The sequence below is a fragment of the Microvirga sp. jy35 genome, assembly GCF_056148915.1.
This window is the reverse complement of record NZ_JBWBEW010000012.1, coordinates 109,960-125,020: the sequence shown is the minus strand read 5'-3', so window position 1 is coordinate 125,020 and position 15,061 is coordinate 109,960. Positions and strand designations below refer to the sequence as shown.

At 65.3% G+C, this 15,061-nt stretch carries 10 protein-coding genes; 6 read left to right on the top strand and 4 right to left on the bottom strand.

What is annotated here, in order from left to right; translation table 11 throughout:
- Positions 1-11: 11 nt before the first annotated feature.
- From AC0QTX_RS12110 to AC0QTX_RS12100, 3 genes are read right to left on the bottom strand one after another with little or no spacing between them, the layout of a single operon-like run.
- Complete coding sequence (locus AC0QTX_RS12110; protein ID WP_474604082.1) at positions 12-1,184, bottom strand: CaiB/BaiF CoA transferase family protein; 1,173 nt, start codon at positions 1,182-1,184, stop codon at positions 12-14.
- A gap of 5 nt (positions 1,185-1,189) precedes the next feature.
- A complete protein-coding gene (dapB, locus tag AC0QTX_RS12105; protein ID WP_474604081.1) occupies positions 1,190-1,996 on the bottom strand; it encodes a 4-hydroxy-tetrahydrodipicolinate reductase in 807 nt (268 codons plus the stop codon).
- Between the two features lie 14 nt (positions 1,997-2,010).
- Positions 2,011-3,210, bottom strand: a complete 1,200-nt coding sequence (locus AC0QTX_RS12100) for an acyl-CoA dehydrogenase (RefSeq protein ID WP_474604080.1) — start codon at positions 3,208-3,210, stop codon at positions 2,011-2,013.
- A 143-nt stretch (positions 3,211-3,353) separates the two neighbouring features.
- Here AC0QTX_RS12100 and AC0QTX_RS12095 point away from each other — a divergent pair, with 143 nt between their 5' ends.
- Entirely contained in the window at positions 3,354-4,250 is an 897-nt protein-coding gene (locus AC0QTX_RS12095; RefSeq protein ID WP_474604079.1) for a LysR family transcriptional regulator, read from the top strand.
- Here AC0QTX_RS12095 and AC0QTX_RS12090 read toward each other — a convergent pair.
- Positions 4,241-5,428 (bottom strand): multidrug effflux MFS transporter, encoded by a 1,188-nt coding sequence (locus AC0QTX_RS12090; RefSeq protein ID WP_474604078.1) that lies wholly within the window; start codon positions 5,426-5,428, stop codon positions 4,241-4,243. The genes AC0QTX_RS12095 and AC0QTX_RS12090 overlap by 10 nt on opposite strands.
- Before the next feature lie 474 nt (positions 5,429-5,902).
- On the opposite strand from AC0QTX_RS12090, the gene bcsN reads away from it, so the two are divergent.
- The 5 genes from bcsN (at position 5,903) to AC0QTX_RS12065 (ending at position 14,989) form a co-directional block, all read left to right on the top strand.
- Positions 5,903-6,745, top strand: coding sequence for a cellulose biosynthesis protein BcsN (gene bcsN / locus AC0QTX_RS12085; RefSeq protein ID WP_474604077.1), 843 nt, complete (start codon positions 5,903-5,905; stop codon positions 6,743-6,745).
- Between the two features lie 164 nt (positions 6,746-6,909).
- Positions 6,910-9,105, top strand: a complete 2,196-nt coding sequence (gene bcsA, locus AC0QTX_RS12080; protein WP_474604076.1) for a UDP-forming cellulose synthase catalytic subunit — start codon at positions 6,910-6,912, stop codon at positions 9,103-9,105.
- Between the two features lie 9 nt (positions 9,106-9,114).
- Positions 9,115-11,676 (top strand): cellulose biosynthesis cyclic di-GMP-binding regulatory protein BcsB, encoded by a 2,562-nt coding sequence (locus AC0QTX_RS12075; RefSeq protein WP_474604075.1) that lies wholly within the window; start codon positions 9,115-9,117, stop codon positions 11,674-11,676.
- A gap of 191 nt (positions 11,677-11,867) precedes the next feature.
- A complete protein-coding gene (locus tag AC0QTX_RS12070) occupies positions 11,868-12,914 on the top strand; it encodes a family 8 glycosyl hydrolase (RefSeq protein WP_474604074.1) in 1,047 nt (348 codons plus the stop codon).
- Positions 12,890-14,989 (top strand): tetratricopeptide repeat protein, encoded by a 2,100-nt coding sequence (locus AC0QTX_RS12065; protein ID WP_474604073.1) that lies wholly within the window; start codon positions 12,890-12,892, stop codon positions 14,987-14,989. The genes AC0QTX_RS12070 and AC0QTX_RS12065 overlap by 25 nt, the downstream gene beginning before the upstream one ends.
- Positions 14,990-15,061 lie beyond the last annotated feature (72 nt).

The following is a 15,061-nucleotide window of genomic DNA, read 5'->3' as shown; positions in this document are numbered from 1 at the left end:
CAGCTCCGGGCTCAGGCCATCCAGGAGGGGTCGCTCAGCACCTCATCCGTGTGCTCGCCGAGACGCGGCGAAGGCCGCTCCGCCGCCATCGGCTCCCCGTTCATCACAATCGGCGAGCGGACGGACGGGATAGCCCCGCCCCGGGCTGAAGGCGAGGGCAGGTCGATTCTCATGCCGCGGGCGATGACCTGCGGGTCGGCGAAGACGTCCGCCACCGTGTTGATGGGACCGGCCGGAACACCCTGCCTTTCGAGGGCGGACAGGAGAGCATCCCGGGTGGTTTTCAGGGTGAGCTCGGTGAGGATCGGCACGAGTTCGGCCCGGTTGCCCACACGGCCCGCATTGGACCTGAAACGCTCATCCTGGGCGAGTTCAGGCGCGCCCAGAACCGCAACGAGCCGGGCGAACTGCCCGTCATTGCCGACAGCCACGATCACGTGGCCGTCCGCCACAGGGAATACCTGATACGGCACGATGTTGGGGTGGGCATTGCCCATGCGCCGGGGCGACTTGCCGGAGGCCAGATAGTTCATGGCCTGGTTCGCCAGCACGCTCGTCTGAACGTCGAGGAGCGCCATGTCGAGATGCGCCCCCTCCCCCGTCGCATCGCGCCGGCGAAGGGCGGCCAGAATGCCGACCACGGAATAGACGCCGGTGAAGATATCCACATAGGCTACGCCGATCTTCTGCGGATCGCCGTCCGGATCGCCGGTCAGGTCCATGATGCCGCCCATGCCCTGGATCATGAAGTCATAGCCGGCGCGGGAGGCATAGGGCCCGTCCTGGCCGAAGCCGGTGATCGAGCAATAGACGAGGCGCGGATTGACCTTCCTCAGGCTCTCGTAGTCGAGGCCGTATTTCTTCAGGCCCCCGACCTTGAAGTTCTCGATCACCACATCCGCGTGCATGCTGAGCCTGCGCACGAGTTCCTGCCCCTCGGGCGTCTCGAAATCCGCCGCGATGGAGCGCTTGCCGCGGTTGCAGGAATGGAAGTAGGCCGCCGAGAGATCACCGCCATCCTCCGCCTCTACGAAGGGAGGCCCCCAGCCGCGGGTGTCGTCGCCCGCACCCGGCCGCTCCACCTTCACCACATCGGCGCCGAGATCGGCGAGAAGCTGGCCGACCCAGGGGCCTGCCAAAATGCGCGCGAGTTCGAGGACCTTGAGGCCTGTGAGCGGTTTCATGCGGGTCAATCCATGATGGTGTCGAGGCCGCGATGCAGGCCGGTGAACGACCCTACGCGACGAGCTGCGAGCAGGGTGCCGGCCACATAGGGAGCCGCCGACGAGCCCGCATCGTGACGAATCACGAGCCGCTCGTTGTCGGCCCCGAACACGGCTTCGCAGGACAGGACGAAGGAGGGCATGCGCAGGGAATGGACCTGCACGGGCTCCTTGGCTCCCAAGGCACCGCCGCGGGTCTCGCGAGCCCCGGTCAGCTCATCCACGGGCTTCGACGTGGCAGGCTGGCGCGCCTCGCTCAGAAGCTCGGCCAGCTCGCGGGCGGTGCCCGACGGCGTATCCGGCTTCTTGGCAGAGGCGTAGTCGATGATCTCCACGTCCGGGACAAAGCGCGCAGCCTCGAGCGCGAAACGCCGCAGCAGGGTCGCCGTGATCGAGAAATTACCGGCCGCGAGCACGCCCCGCCCCGCGTTCTGCGCCTGCCCGTCGATCTCGGCGTAATCCTCTGCACTCAGCCCCGAGGTGCCGACGACCACGTGCCGACCCTGGGCGAGCGCCGTGAGGGCATGAGCCTTCACGGCACCGGGCTTGGTGTAGTCGATCACCACATCGGACGGCTCGCGCAGCGCCTCCTCGAGAGTTGCGCTGATCGGAACATCCAGGCGGGGAAGGCCTGCGGCTTCGCCCACATCCTGTCCTGCGGCGCTGCGGCTGACGGCGCCGGCCAGCACGAGGTCGTCGGAGGCGGCGATCGCCGCCACGAGAGCTTTGCCGACCCAGCCGGTCGATCCTGCCAGGGTGATCCGAAGAGCCATTGGCGCGCCCTTTCTCAGAAGAACGCCTGGAGGCCGGTCTGGGCACGGCCCAGGATCAGCGCGTGCACGTCGTGAGTGCCCTCATAGGTGTTCACGGTCTCCAGGTTCTGCGCGTGGCGCATCACATGGTATTCCTCCTGGATGCCGTTGCCGCCATGCATGTCGCGGGCGACGCGGGCGATATCCAGGGCCTTGCCGACATTGTTGCGCTTGACCAGCGAGATCATTTCCGGCGCCACGCGGCCCTCGTCGAAGAGGCGGCCGACCCGGAGCGAGGCATGGAGGCCCAGCGTGATCTCGGTCATCATGTCGGCGAGCTTCTTCTGCACGAGCTGTGTCGCGGCAAGCGGCCGATCGAACTGCTTGCGGTCGAGGGTGTACTGCCGCGCCCGGTGCCAGCAATCCTCCGCCGCACCCAGGGAACCCCACGAGATTCCGTAGCGCGCCCGGTTGAGGCAGCCGAAGGGACCCTTCAGGCCTGACACGTTCGGCAGCAGGGCATCCTCGCCCACCTCGACGTTGTCCATGACGATCTCGCCGGTGATGGAGGCGCGCAGCGAGAGCTTGCCGCCGATCTTCGGCGCCGACAGGCCCTTCATGCCCTTTTCCAGCACGAAGCCGCGGATCTGGTTGTCGTGGGCTTCCGATTTCGCCCACACCACGAAGACATCGGCGATAGGGGAGTTGGAGATCCACATCTTGGAGCCGGTGAGGCGATAGCCGCCATCGGTCTTCACGGCGCGGGTCTTCATGCCGGCGGGATCCGAGCCTGCATCGGGCTCGGTGAGGCCGAAGCAGCCCACATACTCGCCGGAGGCAAGCTTGGGCAGGTACTTGCGGCGCTGCTCCTCGGACCCGTAGGCATAGATCGGGTACATGACGAGGGAGGACTGCACGCTCATCATGGAGCGGTAGCCGGAATCGACCCGCTCCACCTCACGGGCCACGAGGCCGTAGGCCACGTAGGACGCACCGGCGCAGCCGTAATCCTCCGGCAGGGTCACGCCGAGGAGGCCGAGGTCTCCCATCTCGTTGAAGATGGAGCGATCAGTCTTCTCCTCGCGATAGGCCTCGATCACGCGGGGCAGGAGCTTGTCCTGGGCATAGGCACGCGCCGTGTCGCGGATCATGCGCTCGTCGTCGGTCAAAAGCTCGTCGAGGAGCAGCGGATCCTCCCACTTGAGCTTCGCGAGTTCCTGTTGAGCACCGGCCATGATGATCATCCTTCCCATGAAAGAGTGCGGGGACCGGCATCAGGCCAGCCAAACCCATTGAATTTGAGCGGCAAAATCGCGCTGGACAGCTTAAAAGTAAATCGACATCTTCGCAGCAGGTTATTCTCAATTGGAATAAACGTGTGTTCCGTCGCGGTTTCCTGCCCAATGTGGGCAATCTCCTCGCCTTCGAAGCCACGGCGCGCCATGGCAGCGTGTCACGAGCCGCCGAGGAATTGAACCTGACGCAGAGCGCCGTCTCGCGCCAGATCCAGCAGCTGGAAGAATCGCTGGGCGTCTCCCTGTTCAGCCGCTCGCGGCAGCGGGTGGTGCTCACCGATGTGGGGCGCATGTATGCGTCCCAGGTGCGCACCACCCTGTCCGACCTGTCCGACGCCACCCACCAGGCCATTGCGCTTTCCGGCACCACGGGCGTTCTGAACCTCGCGACCCTGCCGACCTTCGGCACCCGCTGGCTCATTCCCCGCATTCCCGACTTCTTCGCCCAGCATCCGGGCGCGACAGTCAATTTCGGCGTGCGCCTCGTGCCTTTCGACTTCGCCGCCGAGCCCTTCGATGCCGCAATTCATTTCGGCGAGCCGCACTGGCCGGGAGCCGTGTGCGAATTGCTGCGGACCGAGGAGGCGGTTCCCGTCTGCAGCCCGGCCTACCGGGAGCGCGAGAACCTGCGCTCGCCGCAGGACCTGACCCGCGCCACGCTGCTGCAGCAGAGCACGCGCCCCACGGCCTGGGCGGAATGGTTGGCGACCGTCGGAGTGGAGATGGGCAACCCCCTGCGCGGGCCGCGCTTCGAGCAATTCGCCATGGTGGCTCAGGCGGCCGCCGCGGGGCTCGGCGCCGCCCTCATCCCACATTTCCTGATCGCCGACGAGCTGGCCTCGGGTCGTCTGGAGATCCTGTTCCCCAACAGTCTCGTCAGCGGCGGCGCCTATTACCTCGTCTACCCGGAGCACAAGGCGGAAACGCCGCTGCTGCGGTCCTTCCGCGATTGGATCCTCGACCAGACCCGTCAGGGATAGATGCGCTTCGGCTTCATGGTCCGGAAGCTCAAGGTCAGCGCCACGAGCGCACAGACGAAGATGGCGCCGACCATCGATAGGGACGTGCCGTTGTAGAGGGCGCTGACCAGCACGATGATCACGGCGCCGGTGCTGAGTTGCAGGGTGCCCATGAGGGCAGAGGCCGTGCCGGCCACGGGGCCGTGCTCCTCGAGGGCAAGCACCGCCGTGGAGGGAATGACGAAGCCCAGGCAGCCGAAGGACACGAACAGGAGCCCCCACAGGACGAAGGCGTTGTCGACGCCGAGAACCGTCAGCACGAACAGCAGCGTCACCGGCACGGCAAAGCAGGAGATCGCGATCCGCACCACCCGCTCGGCGCCGAAGCGGCGCATGAACGTGCTGTTGAACTGAGCACTGCCGATGAAGGCGATGGCGTTCGACGCGAAGATCATGCTGTAGGCCGAGGGCGTCATTCCGAAATGCTCGATGAAGATGACGGAGGAGCCGGCGAGATATGCAAAGAAGCTCGCCTGGCTGAACCCGCCGATGAAGGCGAGCCCAAGAAAGCGCCGATCCTTCAGCAGGCGGCCATAGGTGGCGAAAGCCTGGGCGACGCCTCCCTTGGCCTGATCCGCCTTGTGGGTCTCGGGCAGGAGGAAGAGGACGACCGCAAGGCCGCCCACTCCGATAAGGGCGATGGCCCAGAAGATCACGCGCCAGCTGAAGAACGCCGTCAGGGCGCTCCCGGCCAGCGGCGCCAGGATCGGAGAGACGCTGAAGACGAGCATGCTGGTCGCCATCAGCCGGGCCGCCTCGTGCCCGGTATGCAGATCCCGTATGATTGCCCGGGGGATCACCATGGCCGCGCAGGAGCCGACGCCCTGCAGGAATCGGAAGGCGATCAGGGTCTCCACGTTGGGTGCGAAGCTGCAGCCGATGCCGGCCAGCACGAACAGCCCCAGCCCCGCATAGAGCGGCGGCTTGCGCCCGAACCGGTCGGAGAGCGGTCCATAGGCGATCTGGCAGATGGCAACCGCCAGGAAGAAGCTCATGAGGCTCATCTGCACCCCGCTCACATCGACCTGAAGCTCGCGGGCAATAGCCGGAAAGGCCGGCAGGTACATGTCGATGGCGAAAGGCCCAACGGCGGACAGCATGCCGAGGATGAGCGCGTTGCGCAGAAAGGCGGATTTCATCGGGAAGGCTTTCTTGAAACCCAGCCCTTCTGCCGGGGCCGGGACATCGGCCCATCCGCTTCAGCAGACAGGCCCGACAATGTCATCAGGCGATCCTGTGCCAATCGTTCCTGAGGGCGGTGTGCCGTTTGTATGCCGTCCGGCGAGGAGGTCAAGGCGAAGCACCTGTCAGGACCGGATCTTAGTCCGGAACCAGGATGCTGCTTACGGTTCATTAACCATGAATGGTCATAGCTGGTTAAGCATCCAGCTGAATGGGTCCATCCGCTCCAGGGTTCGTCCCTCCAGCGAGCCGGCCTGCCTCGGCTGGCCCGGCTGGCCACCAGAGTTTCCATGTTCCTCATGATCGCTTCGATACCCGGGAATCAGATGCACTTCGGCGCTGCGGCGTCTGAGGCCTGCAGCGCCTGTGACCATCGGCATTCGGGCCGTCCCGGCAGGTTGCTAAAGCTGCTCGCCGCAGCAGCCGCTCTGATGAGCGTCGCGGCGTGTGCGGGCCGCTCGGATCTCGGCTACGCAACCCTGACCTCCGAGGTCCCGGCAACCCGCGCGGTCATCGTCCCTCCTCCGGGAGGCCCCTCCGTGGTGGCTGTTCTGCAGCAGACCTATCAGAACGGGATCTCGCAGGAGATTGCCCTGTCGACGGCCTCGCTGACGAGCGGGCAGAATGCCTTCTTTGTCAGCATGCTCAACAACACCGCGGGCAACATGGAGATCCCGGAGACGCTCTCCCTCCCTCCGCTCACTCCGGATCGGATCGAGAGGGAGATGGAGGAGCGGATCCCCGGGGTCGAGATGCAGACGTCTCTCGTCTATGTCCAGAACAAGTTCGGGCCCTTCGGATTTGCCACGGGACGCTCCTCCCGAGGCGACCTTTGCCTTTATGCCTGGCAGCAGATCGAACCCGAAAAGCCTGCCGTTCTGGTGCCCGGGGGAGCGATCTCGGTCCGCTTGCGCCTGTGCGATGCCGATGCCGGGGTCGATCAGCTCCTGCGGGTCATGTACGGCTACACGATCGCGGCCTATTACCGCCAGGAGTCCTGGAATCCCTACGGGGATCCGCCATCACCGCCTGCGGGTTTCGGTCAAGTCGATGCTCCGATGTATCCGCTGGGTCTTGGCACGAGAGACAACGCCACGGTGATTCGCCGGCGCGTGCTGTCAACGGAGGGCCGTCGTGCGCCCGTTCCCGATGAGGAGTCCGGGCGCCTCGTCGACAAGGACACGGTCATACCGGCCGCCCCTGCGCCTGTTGTGCCTCAGAATACATTGCCGCTGGGCGGCTATCCGGTGGTCCCGCCCCCTCCAGGCGAGTAAAATCAAAGTCTATTTGCTTTTACGTGATAACATCACATGTGGATTTATTTACCTCTGTGACATTAAGCCGAAGCAACGATAGAGATATATTAATAGACCTACCCTCACTCTTGAATTAAGCGTGCGTTTTCCCACGCGAACACTCAAGCCGAGAATCCGGACAGATGCGAGCAGGTCTTATCGTGGCCCTTTGGGCAGTGGCGGCGATCCTGATTGTCTCGCTGGTCGTTCTTCCCATCAGTCTTCAGGCGCATCTCGTTGCGGGCCTCACCGTCGTGGCCTGCATGATCATCATCAAGTTCTTCCGGGCACAGGGCATCTGGCGCCAGATAGCCCTGGCGCTGGGCACCGCCATTGTCCTGCGCTACGTGTTCTGGCGGACCACCAGCACCATTCCTCCCATCACGGAGGTGGCGAACTTCATCCCTGGCTTCCTGCTCTACCTGGCCGAGATGTACAGCGTCATGATGCTGTTCCTGAGCCTTTTCGTGGTTTCAAGCCCGATGCCCTCGCGCAAGGCACCTCAGATCGACCCGCATAACCTGCCCACCGTCGACGTCTTCGTTCCCAGCTACAACGAAGGCGCCGATCTCCTGGCCACGACCCTCGCGGCCGCCAAGGCGATGACGTATCCGCAGGACAAGCTGACGGTCTGGCTTCTGGACGATGGCGGCACGGACGAGAAATGCAGCTCCCAGAACGCACTCGGCGCACAGCAGGCCCGCGAGCGCCGCGCGGAGCTGCAGGCCCTGTGCGCTGCGCTCGACGTCCGCTACCTGACCCGCGCCCGCAACCTGCACGCCAAGGCCGGCAATCTCAACAACGGCCTCGAGCACTCCACGGGCGATCTGGTTGCCGTCTTCGATGCCGACCATGCTCCGGCCCGAAACTTCCTCACCGAGACCGTCGGCTACTTCACGGCGGACAAGAACCTATTTCTGGTCCAGACGCCCCATTTCTTCATCAATCCCGATCCGCTCGAGCGGAACCTCGGCACGTTCCAGACCATGCCGTCGGAGAACGAGATGTTCTACGGCGTCATCCAGCGCGGGCTCGACAAGTGGGATGCGTCGTTCTTCTGCGGCTCGGCCGCCGTGCTCCGGCGCGAGGCATTGCAGGAGACCAACGGCTTCAGCGGCGTCAGCATCACGGAGGACTGCGAGACCGCTCTCGAACTCCATTCCCGCGGCTGGACGAGCGCCTATGTGGACAAGCCCCTGATCGCCGGCCTGCAGCCGGACAGCTTCGCCAGCTTCATCGGCCAGCGCTCGCGCTGGGCGCAGGGCATGATGCAGATCCTCCGCTACAAGTTCCCGCCCTTCAAGCGCGGGCTGAAGCTGTCGCAGCGTCTGTGCTACATGTCCAGCAGCATGTTCTGGCTGTTCCCCTTCTCGCGGTTCTGCTTTCTCATCTCGCCGCTCTGCTATCTCTTCTTCTCGCTGGAGATCTTCACCGCATCAGGAGGCGAGTTCTTCGCCTACACCTTCACCTACATGATGGTGAACTTCATGATGCAGAACTATCTCTATGGCCGCTATCGCTGGCCATGGATTTCGGATCTCTACGAATACGTCCAGACGATCTACCTGCTGCCGGCCGTGCTCTCGGTGATCGCCAATCCGAGCAAGCCCACCTTCAAGGTCACGTCGAAGAACGAGACCATGGACGAGAGCCGGGTCTCGGAATTGGGGACGCCCTACTTCATCATCTTCGGCATCCTGCTCCTCGGCGTCGTGGCGACCGGGGTGCGGGTCTGGGCGGAGCCCTACAAGGCCGATCTGACCCTCGTCACGGGAGCCTGGAACGTTCTCAACCTGATCATCGCAGGCTGCGCCCTCGGCGTCGTGTCAGAGCGGGCGACGCGCCGTCAGAGCCACCGGGTCCGCGTCGAACGCCCCTGCCGCTTCGTGATGGGCGACGAGGTCATCGATGCTGTCCTGAGGGACGTGTCGGTCGGCGGAGCAAGGCTTCATGTGCCCCCATCGGTCGAGCCGAGGCTGAAGAAGGGTGCTGCAGGCACCCTCGAGTTCCAGCCCTTCGCCAACCTGCCCATGCAGTATCTGCCGGTGGAGATCCGCAAGGTGGGCATGGATGACGAGGGGCTGCTGCTGGGATGCCGCTTCATGATCGAGAGGGCCGAGCACCGGAAGATGATTGCGGACCTCGTCTTCGCCAATGCGGATCAGTGGAGCGACTTCCAGAGGAACCGGCACTACGACATCGGCGTGCTGCGCGGAACACTCTGGTTCTTCATGGTTGCGTTCTATCAGACCGGACGGGGCCTCTCCTACTTCTTCGGCCTGCAGCGGATCGGCAGTTCCTCCCCTCAGGCTTCATCTGTCGCCACAGTCGTCAAGTAGAGGTGTGCCGTGCGCCGCGTTCTGACCCTCTTCCTGCTGGGACTGCAAGCGATCGGCGCACAGGGCGCCTTCGCCCAGGCGACGCCGTTCAACATGGCTCCCGGCGGCCCGAGCGCGCCACAGACGAACCCCGGTCCTGCGCCGGAACAGGCCGCGCCCGCCGTACCCTTCGACATGCGCCAGCCCGGCTCGCTTCCCGCCGCGGCACCGGCTCCACGCCCGGCGGCTCCGCAGCCTGTGCCGCCGGCCGGCACAGGCGCTCCTTTCAGCATGGGGCCGCGAAATGCGGCCCCCTCCGCAGGAGCGGCTGGAGACGCTCCGCCGCCCGTGCGCGCACCGGTTGCCACAAGTGCTCCGGCGGCACGCAGCGTTGCTCGCATCGAGCGGCCGATCCTTCCCTTCGAAACCATCCGGTTCGAAGGTGAAACGGACGCCAGATCCTGGACCTTCCATCTCACGCAGGACGAGGCCGCGAGCGGTACAACCCTTTCGATGGGCTACAAGAACGCGGTTGTGGTCATGCCCGAGGGCTCCCGCCTGAGGATCGCGATCAACGGGGAATCCGTGCTCGATACGCCGATCGCCTCGTCCAACGACATCAAGCGCGTGACGGCTTCCGTTCGTCCCGGCCTTCTCCGCCCGGGGCAGAACATCATCCGCATGGAAGCTCTTCAGCGTCATCGGACGGACTGCACCGTTGCGGCGACCTACGAGCTCTGGACCGATGTGGATTCGGCATCCACACGCCTCATCTTCGCCGAGGGAGCGACCAAGACCCTGCGCGGCCTGGACGATCTGCCGGCCGTGGGAGTCGACAATGCAGGCGTCACCACGATCCGGGTGGTTGCACCCAAGATTTACAGGCCCGAGATGCGGGACCGGCTTCTGCGTCTCGTGCAGACGGTTGCTCTGCGGGGGCGCTATGCCCACCCGGTGATCAAGGTGATGGAATCCGATCCGGGTCCCTCGCCTGTCGGGACGATCAAGGTCGCCATGGGCCTTGCCGGCGAACTGCGCGGTCTCGTGCCCGGCATTCCGGACGCCGCCACGGTGCAGCCGCTGACCATGATGATGCAGGAGCCGGGCTCCATCGGCTCGACCCTTGTGGTCGCCGGACCCACCTGGCAGGACCTCGACACGGCGATCGGCATCGTCAGGGCTCAGACCCTCAATCCTCTCAACACAGAGCGCGGGATGATCGACACGGCCTCCTGGCACTGGCCGGAGGTTCCCACGGCGTTCGGCGATCAGTCCTTCCGCTTCGCGGATCTGGGCGTACCGACGCAGGAGTTTTCCGGCCGGCGCCTGAAGGCGGATCTAGCCATCAATCTTCCATCGGATTTCTATGCCACCGAGTACGGCGAAGCCATTCTGCACCTCGATGCGGCCTATACGTCGGCGGTCCGGCCCGGCAGCCATGTGAACGTCTTCGTGAACGGCATGATCAGCACGCAGATGACGATCACCACGCAGGGTGACATCGTCCGGCGGCATACGGTTCGTGTGCCTCTGAAGAACTTCAAGTCCGGCTTCAACCGCATCACCCTCGAAGCGGCCCTGATGACCGACGCGGACGCCCGCTGCGCCCCAGGAGAGACCCTCTCCGAAACGAAACGCTTCGTTCTGTTCGACACCACCACGCTCGAATTTCCGAAATTTGGGCGGATCGGGCGCCTGCCCGATCTGGCGGTTCTCGGCGCCGGCCGCTTCTCGGACGAAGACCTTCCTACCACCGTCGTCCTCGCGCGCCCCGACGCGCTGAACATTTCCGCTGCTGGAACCCTCCTGTCCCGCATGGCCCGCAACGCCGGCCGGCCGGTGCAGGCGCAGTTCGCCAATGCGGCCTCCGCCGATGACGAATCCGTTCTGTTCATCGGCGCCGTCGACCAGATTCCGCCCGGCATGCTCAACCGGGTGAGGGTGACGGAGCACCTGCGCATGATATGGCCCTCGACGCCGGCTGACAAAGGAGCGCCACAGACGGCAAGCGCGGATTTCACCATGCCGCTGAGCCAAGCATCGCCCGACCGCTCGGCCACGGCCTCGACAGATGAGGTCCGCAGGCGCTGGTCCGATACGTTCCAGCGCCGCGGCATCGTTCAGCAGACGATCGGCGCCGTGCAGGACTGGCTGGAGAGGACCTTCAGCCTTTCCCTCTCGTCGTTGAGCCTGGAGGAGCGCACCGATGCGGCCTACGAGCCGCCGCAGCGGGCATCCCTGCTCATGGCGCAGAGCCGAACGGAAACCTCGGGCGTCTGGACCCTCGTGACGGCCCGCACGGATCGTGCTCTGGCGGACGAAATGGCCCGTCTGGCCAATCCCATGCTCTGGTCTCAGGTGTCGGGACGCGCCATCGCCCTGGAGCCGAGGGAGATGAAGCTGCAGGTCGAGCCCATCAACGATTATCGTTTCGTGCAGACGCAGCCGCCCTCGCTGACGAATCTTCGTCTCGTTGCGGCCAACTGGATGTCCGCGAACATACTTCAGTATGCTCTCGTCATGCTGGCATGCTGCATGTTTCTGGGTGTCGCCACCGCTCTGCTCCTGAGCCGACTGGGTCGACGCTCATGACGCCGCGGGTGCCCAGAGGATCAGGCCCAATAGCGGGCCGGCTATTGGGCCCGATGCTCCTTCTCTTGGCTGGTGCATCGCTCATCGAGGAACACCGGGCTCACCTTTCGCTGACGGGCCCTTCCGGGTCCGCACGATGCGCCAGGCGCGCACCGCTCCTGTTTTGGCTCGTCGCCATGATCTCCCTCGCCATGGCACCGCTGGCATCCTCTCAAAGCCTCTCCGTCCAGCCGCTGAAAATTGCGGGAACCGTCTCCTCGACCGACTGGGAAGCCTACCGATCCCGCTTCGTTGAGGACAACGGCCGGGTGGTCGACACCGCCAACGGCAACATCAGCCACAGCGAGGGACAGGGATACGGCCTCCTCCTCGCCCTGGCGGCCTCCGATCGGCGCTCCTTCGAGCAGATCTTGAGCTTCACCTTCACCGAACTTCTTATCCGGGACGACGGCCTGGCAGTGTGGAAGTGGGATCCCGGCGCAAAGCCTCGCGTGACGGACCGCAACAACGCCACCGACGGCGATCTTCTTATTGCCTATGCGTTGGCAAAGGCCGGGGAGTTCTGGCAGGAGCCCCGTTTCACCATGGCCGCGCAGAAACTCGCCAAGGCCATCGGCAAGAACACCTTCGGTCGCAGCGGCCGCACCCTCGTGCTTCTGCCCGGTGCCGATGGCTTCGGAGCCGGCGACCGTCCCGATGGCCCGGTGGTCAACCTCTCCTACTGGGTCTTCGAGACCTTTCCCGTGATGGCGGCGCTTGCGCCGGAGTACGAATGGAACCGCGTCTGGCGCGATGGGGTCCTGCTGCTTCAGCAGGCCACATCGGGTCGCGTGCGGCTTCCGGCAGACTGGCTCTCCCTTCAGAACGGTCTGCAGCCCAAGCCGGCAGACGGCTTCCCGCCCGAGTTCGGTTACAACTCCTTAAGGATACCGCTTTACCTGTTGAGAGCAGGGATGACTGACATGGAGTGGCTGAGAGCCCTCAAGCAGCGCTGGTCTGCGGAGAACGAAGGGGTTGCCGTGGTCAATGTTGTAACCGGACAGGTCCGGGAGCGGCTGACGGATCAAGGCTATGCCATCCTGCCCGCTGCTCTGGCCTGTGCGCTTGAAGGAACACCTGTTCCGGCAGCGATGAGGACGTTCGAGCCGAGTCTCTATTATCCGTCCACCCTGTATCTTTTGGCGAAATCCCTGCTGGGTGAGAAATATCCGCAATGCGTCTCGTCGGCAGCGCCATAACGACTGCGGTCCTGATCCTGGGCTTTGCGGCGATTGCGCAGCAGACCGGCCCCGGCGGCTCTCAGCCGCCCGCCGGATCGCCGCCGTCTGAAGCACCCGCGGCCAACGGCTCCCAGCCGCAGGTCGACGAATCCGCCCTTCGCTATTTCGCGTCCCAGGGCGACACCCGGCGGGTCAATGCGGAGATCGCCCGGCTGCGGGCGCTTTATCCCAACTGGACACCGCCCAGCGACCTCTCGCAGCTCTCGGCGGGCGGCGCGCCCACTCCGCCCGATCCGATCATCGAGCGCCTGTGGAACCTCTATCGCGAGGATCGGATCGCCGAGGTCCGCGCCGCCATCGCCGAACGCCAGGCCTCAGACACGAACTGGAAGCCGCCGGAGGAATTGGTCACGGCCCTGGAGACGGTGGAGGCGCGCCGCCGTCTGGTCAACGCCTCCGATACCGGCCAATGGCGAACGGTCCTGTCCGTAGCGACCGAATCGCCCGGCCTTCTCACCTGCACGAACGTGGACGTGCTCTGGCGCGTGGCGGAGGCGTTCGCCCGGACGGACCAGCCCACCCGGACCCGGGATGTCTACACCTACCTCCTGACGAACTGCTCCAACCCGGCCGAACGCCTGGCGACACTGCAGAAGGCCCTCACCCTCCTGCCCGAACAGCAGGTCGCCGACCTGCTCCAGTTCGAACGCAGGACCGGCGAGACCCCGGACGATTTCGGCTCCATCCGCGACGAGTTGGCCCGCCGCAGGGTCGAACGGGCCTCCCTCGACAGTAAGATGACCGCATCGGCCGAAGACCTCGCGGCAGTCGAGCGGCTGATCCGGAACTCGAGCGAGGCCGGCCCCGTGCTGATCCTGGGTTGGTACAACTACCACCATGGTAATCCCGCGCGGGCGCTCGAGCTGTTCAAGACGGCCCTTGACCGCAACGGCGGCACCAAGGCGGCGGAAGGCTATGCCATGTCCCTGCGGGCCCTCGAACGGCTCGCGGACGCTGAGGCCTTCGCCTATGAATGGCGCGAGCGCGCTCCCGAAAACATGAAGATCTACCTGGACATCGCCACGGCGCTCCTCGGTCAGGATCCGCCGCCACGGCTCGACACCCAGGTGGTCTCGCGAATCGTGCCGGTCGTGACCGCGCAACGCTTCCCCGACGGAGCCCAGGCCCTGGGCTGGTATTCCTACAACACGGAGCAGATCCGGACCGCGCGGGACTGGTTCCGGACGGCCCTCGGCTGGAAGTCCGATGACGAACCCTCGGCCTATGGCCTTGCCCTGTCGACGCAGCGCCTGAACGAGCGCGCGGCGTTCGCCGCCGTCGTCGCCCAATGGCGGGAGCGCTCCCAGCGGATCGCCGATCTAGCGGACGCTGCCGATCCTCGCTCCAGGCGGCGGTCCGCCCCGATCCAGCCTCGGGCCGAGATGGATGCCGCGCCTCGGCCTGCCGCGCCCCGACAGGTCACTGTGGAGCGTGTCGAGATGGAACAGCCTCTCGTCCGAACCGAGGAAGCCGTGCGGCGCCGGCAGTCCGAGGCTCGCTCCGTCCTGGGGCGCAGCTGCGCCATGACGCGCAATCCCGCCGGCCTCTCGGGCAACGCCGCTCTCACCCGGGGCTGGTGCCTCATGGAGATCAATCGTCCCCTGGAGGCGGCGGCGGCCTTCGACCAGGCGGTTGCCACCGGCAGCGGTCGGGCCCGCGAAGAGGCAGCCTACGGCAAGTCCCTGGCCTACCTGCGCAAGAACCTGACCTCCGAGGCTGCCATCGCGGCAGCCGAGGCGCCGCAGACCCGTTCGCGCCAGGTGGAGCTCGGAGCGTCGATCCTGACGCAGCGGGCCCTGGCGGCCTACCGCGACAAGCGCTACGTGGAAACGCTTCTCGCCCTGAGCGAGCGGGCGCGGCTCGTGCCGGAGCAGAACGATCTCCTGCTGATTCGCGGCTGGTCGTATTTCAATCTCGGCCGCTACAAGGATGCCGAGCAGGTCTTCCGTGCCGTCCAGCGGACCGGTCATTCGGAAGAGGCCAGCGTCGGCCTGAACGCCATCCAAGAGGCCACAGACCAGGTATCCCAGTAGCCTGACGGCGCGGTTGCCGCAGACGGTCCGGTGCCTATCTAATGCTCGTTGAGGCCATCAACCCCTTCCTCG

Excerpts from the sequence above, each read along its gene's own strand:
- AC0QTX_RS12110 (WP_474604082.1), bottom strand. The coding sequence starts at position 1,184 with ATGAAACCGCTCACAGGCCTCAAGGTCCTCGAACTCGCGCGCATTTTG.
- dapB (WP_474604081.1), bottom strand. The coding sequence starts at position 1,996 with ATGGCTCTTCGGATCACCCTGGCAGGATCGACCGGCTGGGTCGGCAAA.
- AC0QTX_RS12100 (WP_474604080.1), bottom strand. The coding sequence starts at position 3,210 with ATGGCCGGTGCTCAACAGGAACTCGCGAAGCTCAAGTGGGAGGATCCG.
- AC0QTX_RS12090 (WP_474604078.1), bottom strand. The coding sequence starts at position 5,428 with ATGAAATCCGCCTTTCTGCGCAACGCGCTCATCCTCGGCATGCTGTCC.
- bcsN (WP_474604077.1), top strand. The coding sequence starts at position 5,903 with ATGAGCGTCGCGGCGTGTGCGGGCCGCTCGGATCTCGGCTACGCAACC.
- bcsA (WP_474604076.1), top strand. The coding sequence starts at position 6,910 with ATGCGAGCAGGTCTTATCGTGGCCCTTTGGGCAGTGGCGGCGATCCTG.
- AC0QTX_RS12070 (WP_474604074.1), top strand. The coding sequence starts at position 11,868 with ATGGCACCGCTGGCATCCTCTCAAAGCCTCTCCGTCCAGCCGCTGAAA.
- AC0QTX_RS12065 (WP_474604073.1), top strand. The coding sequence starts at position 12,890 with ATGCGTCTCGTCGGCAGCGCCATAACGACTGCGGTCCTGATCCTGGGC.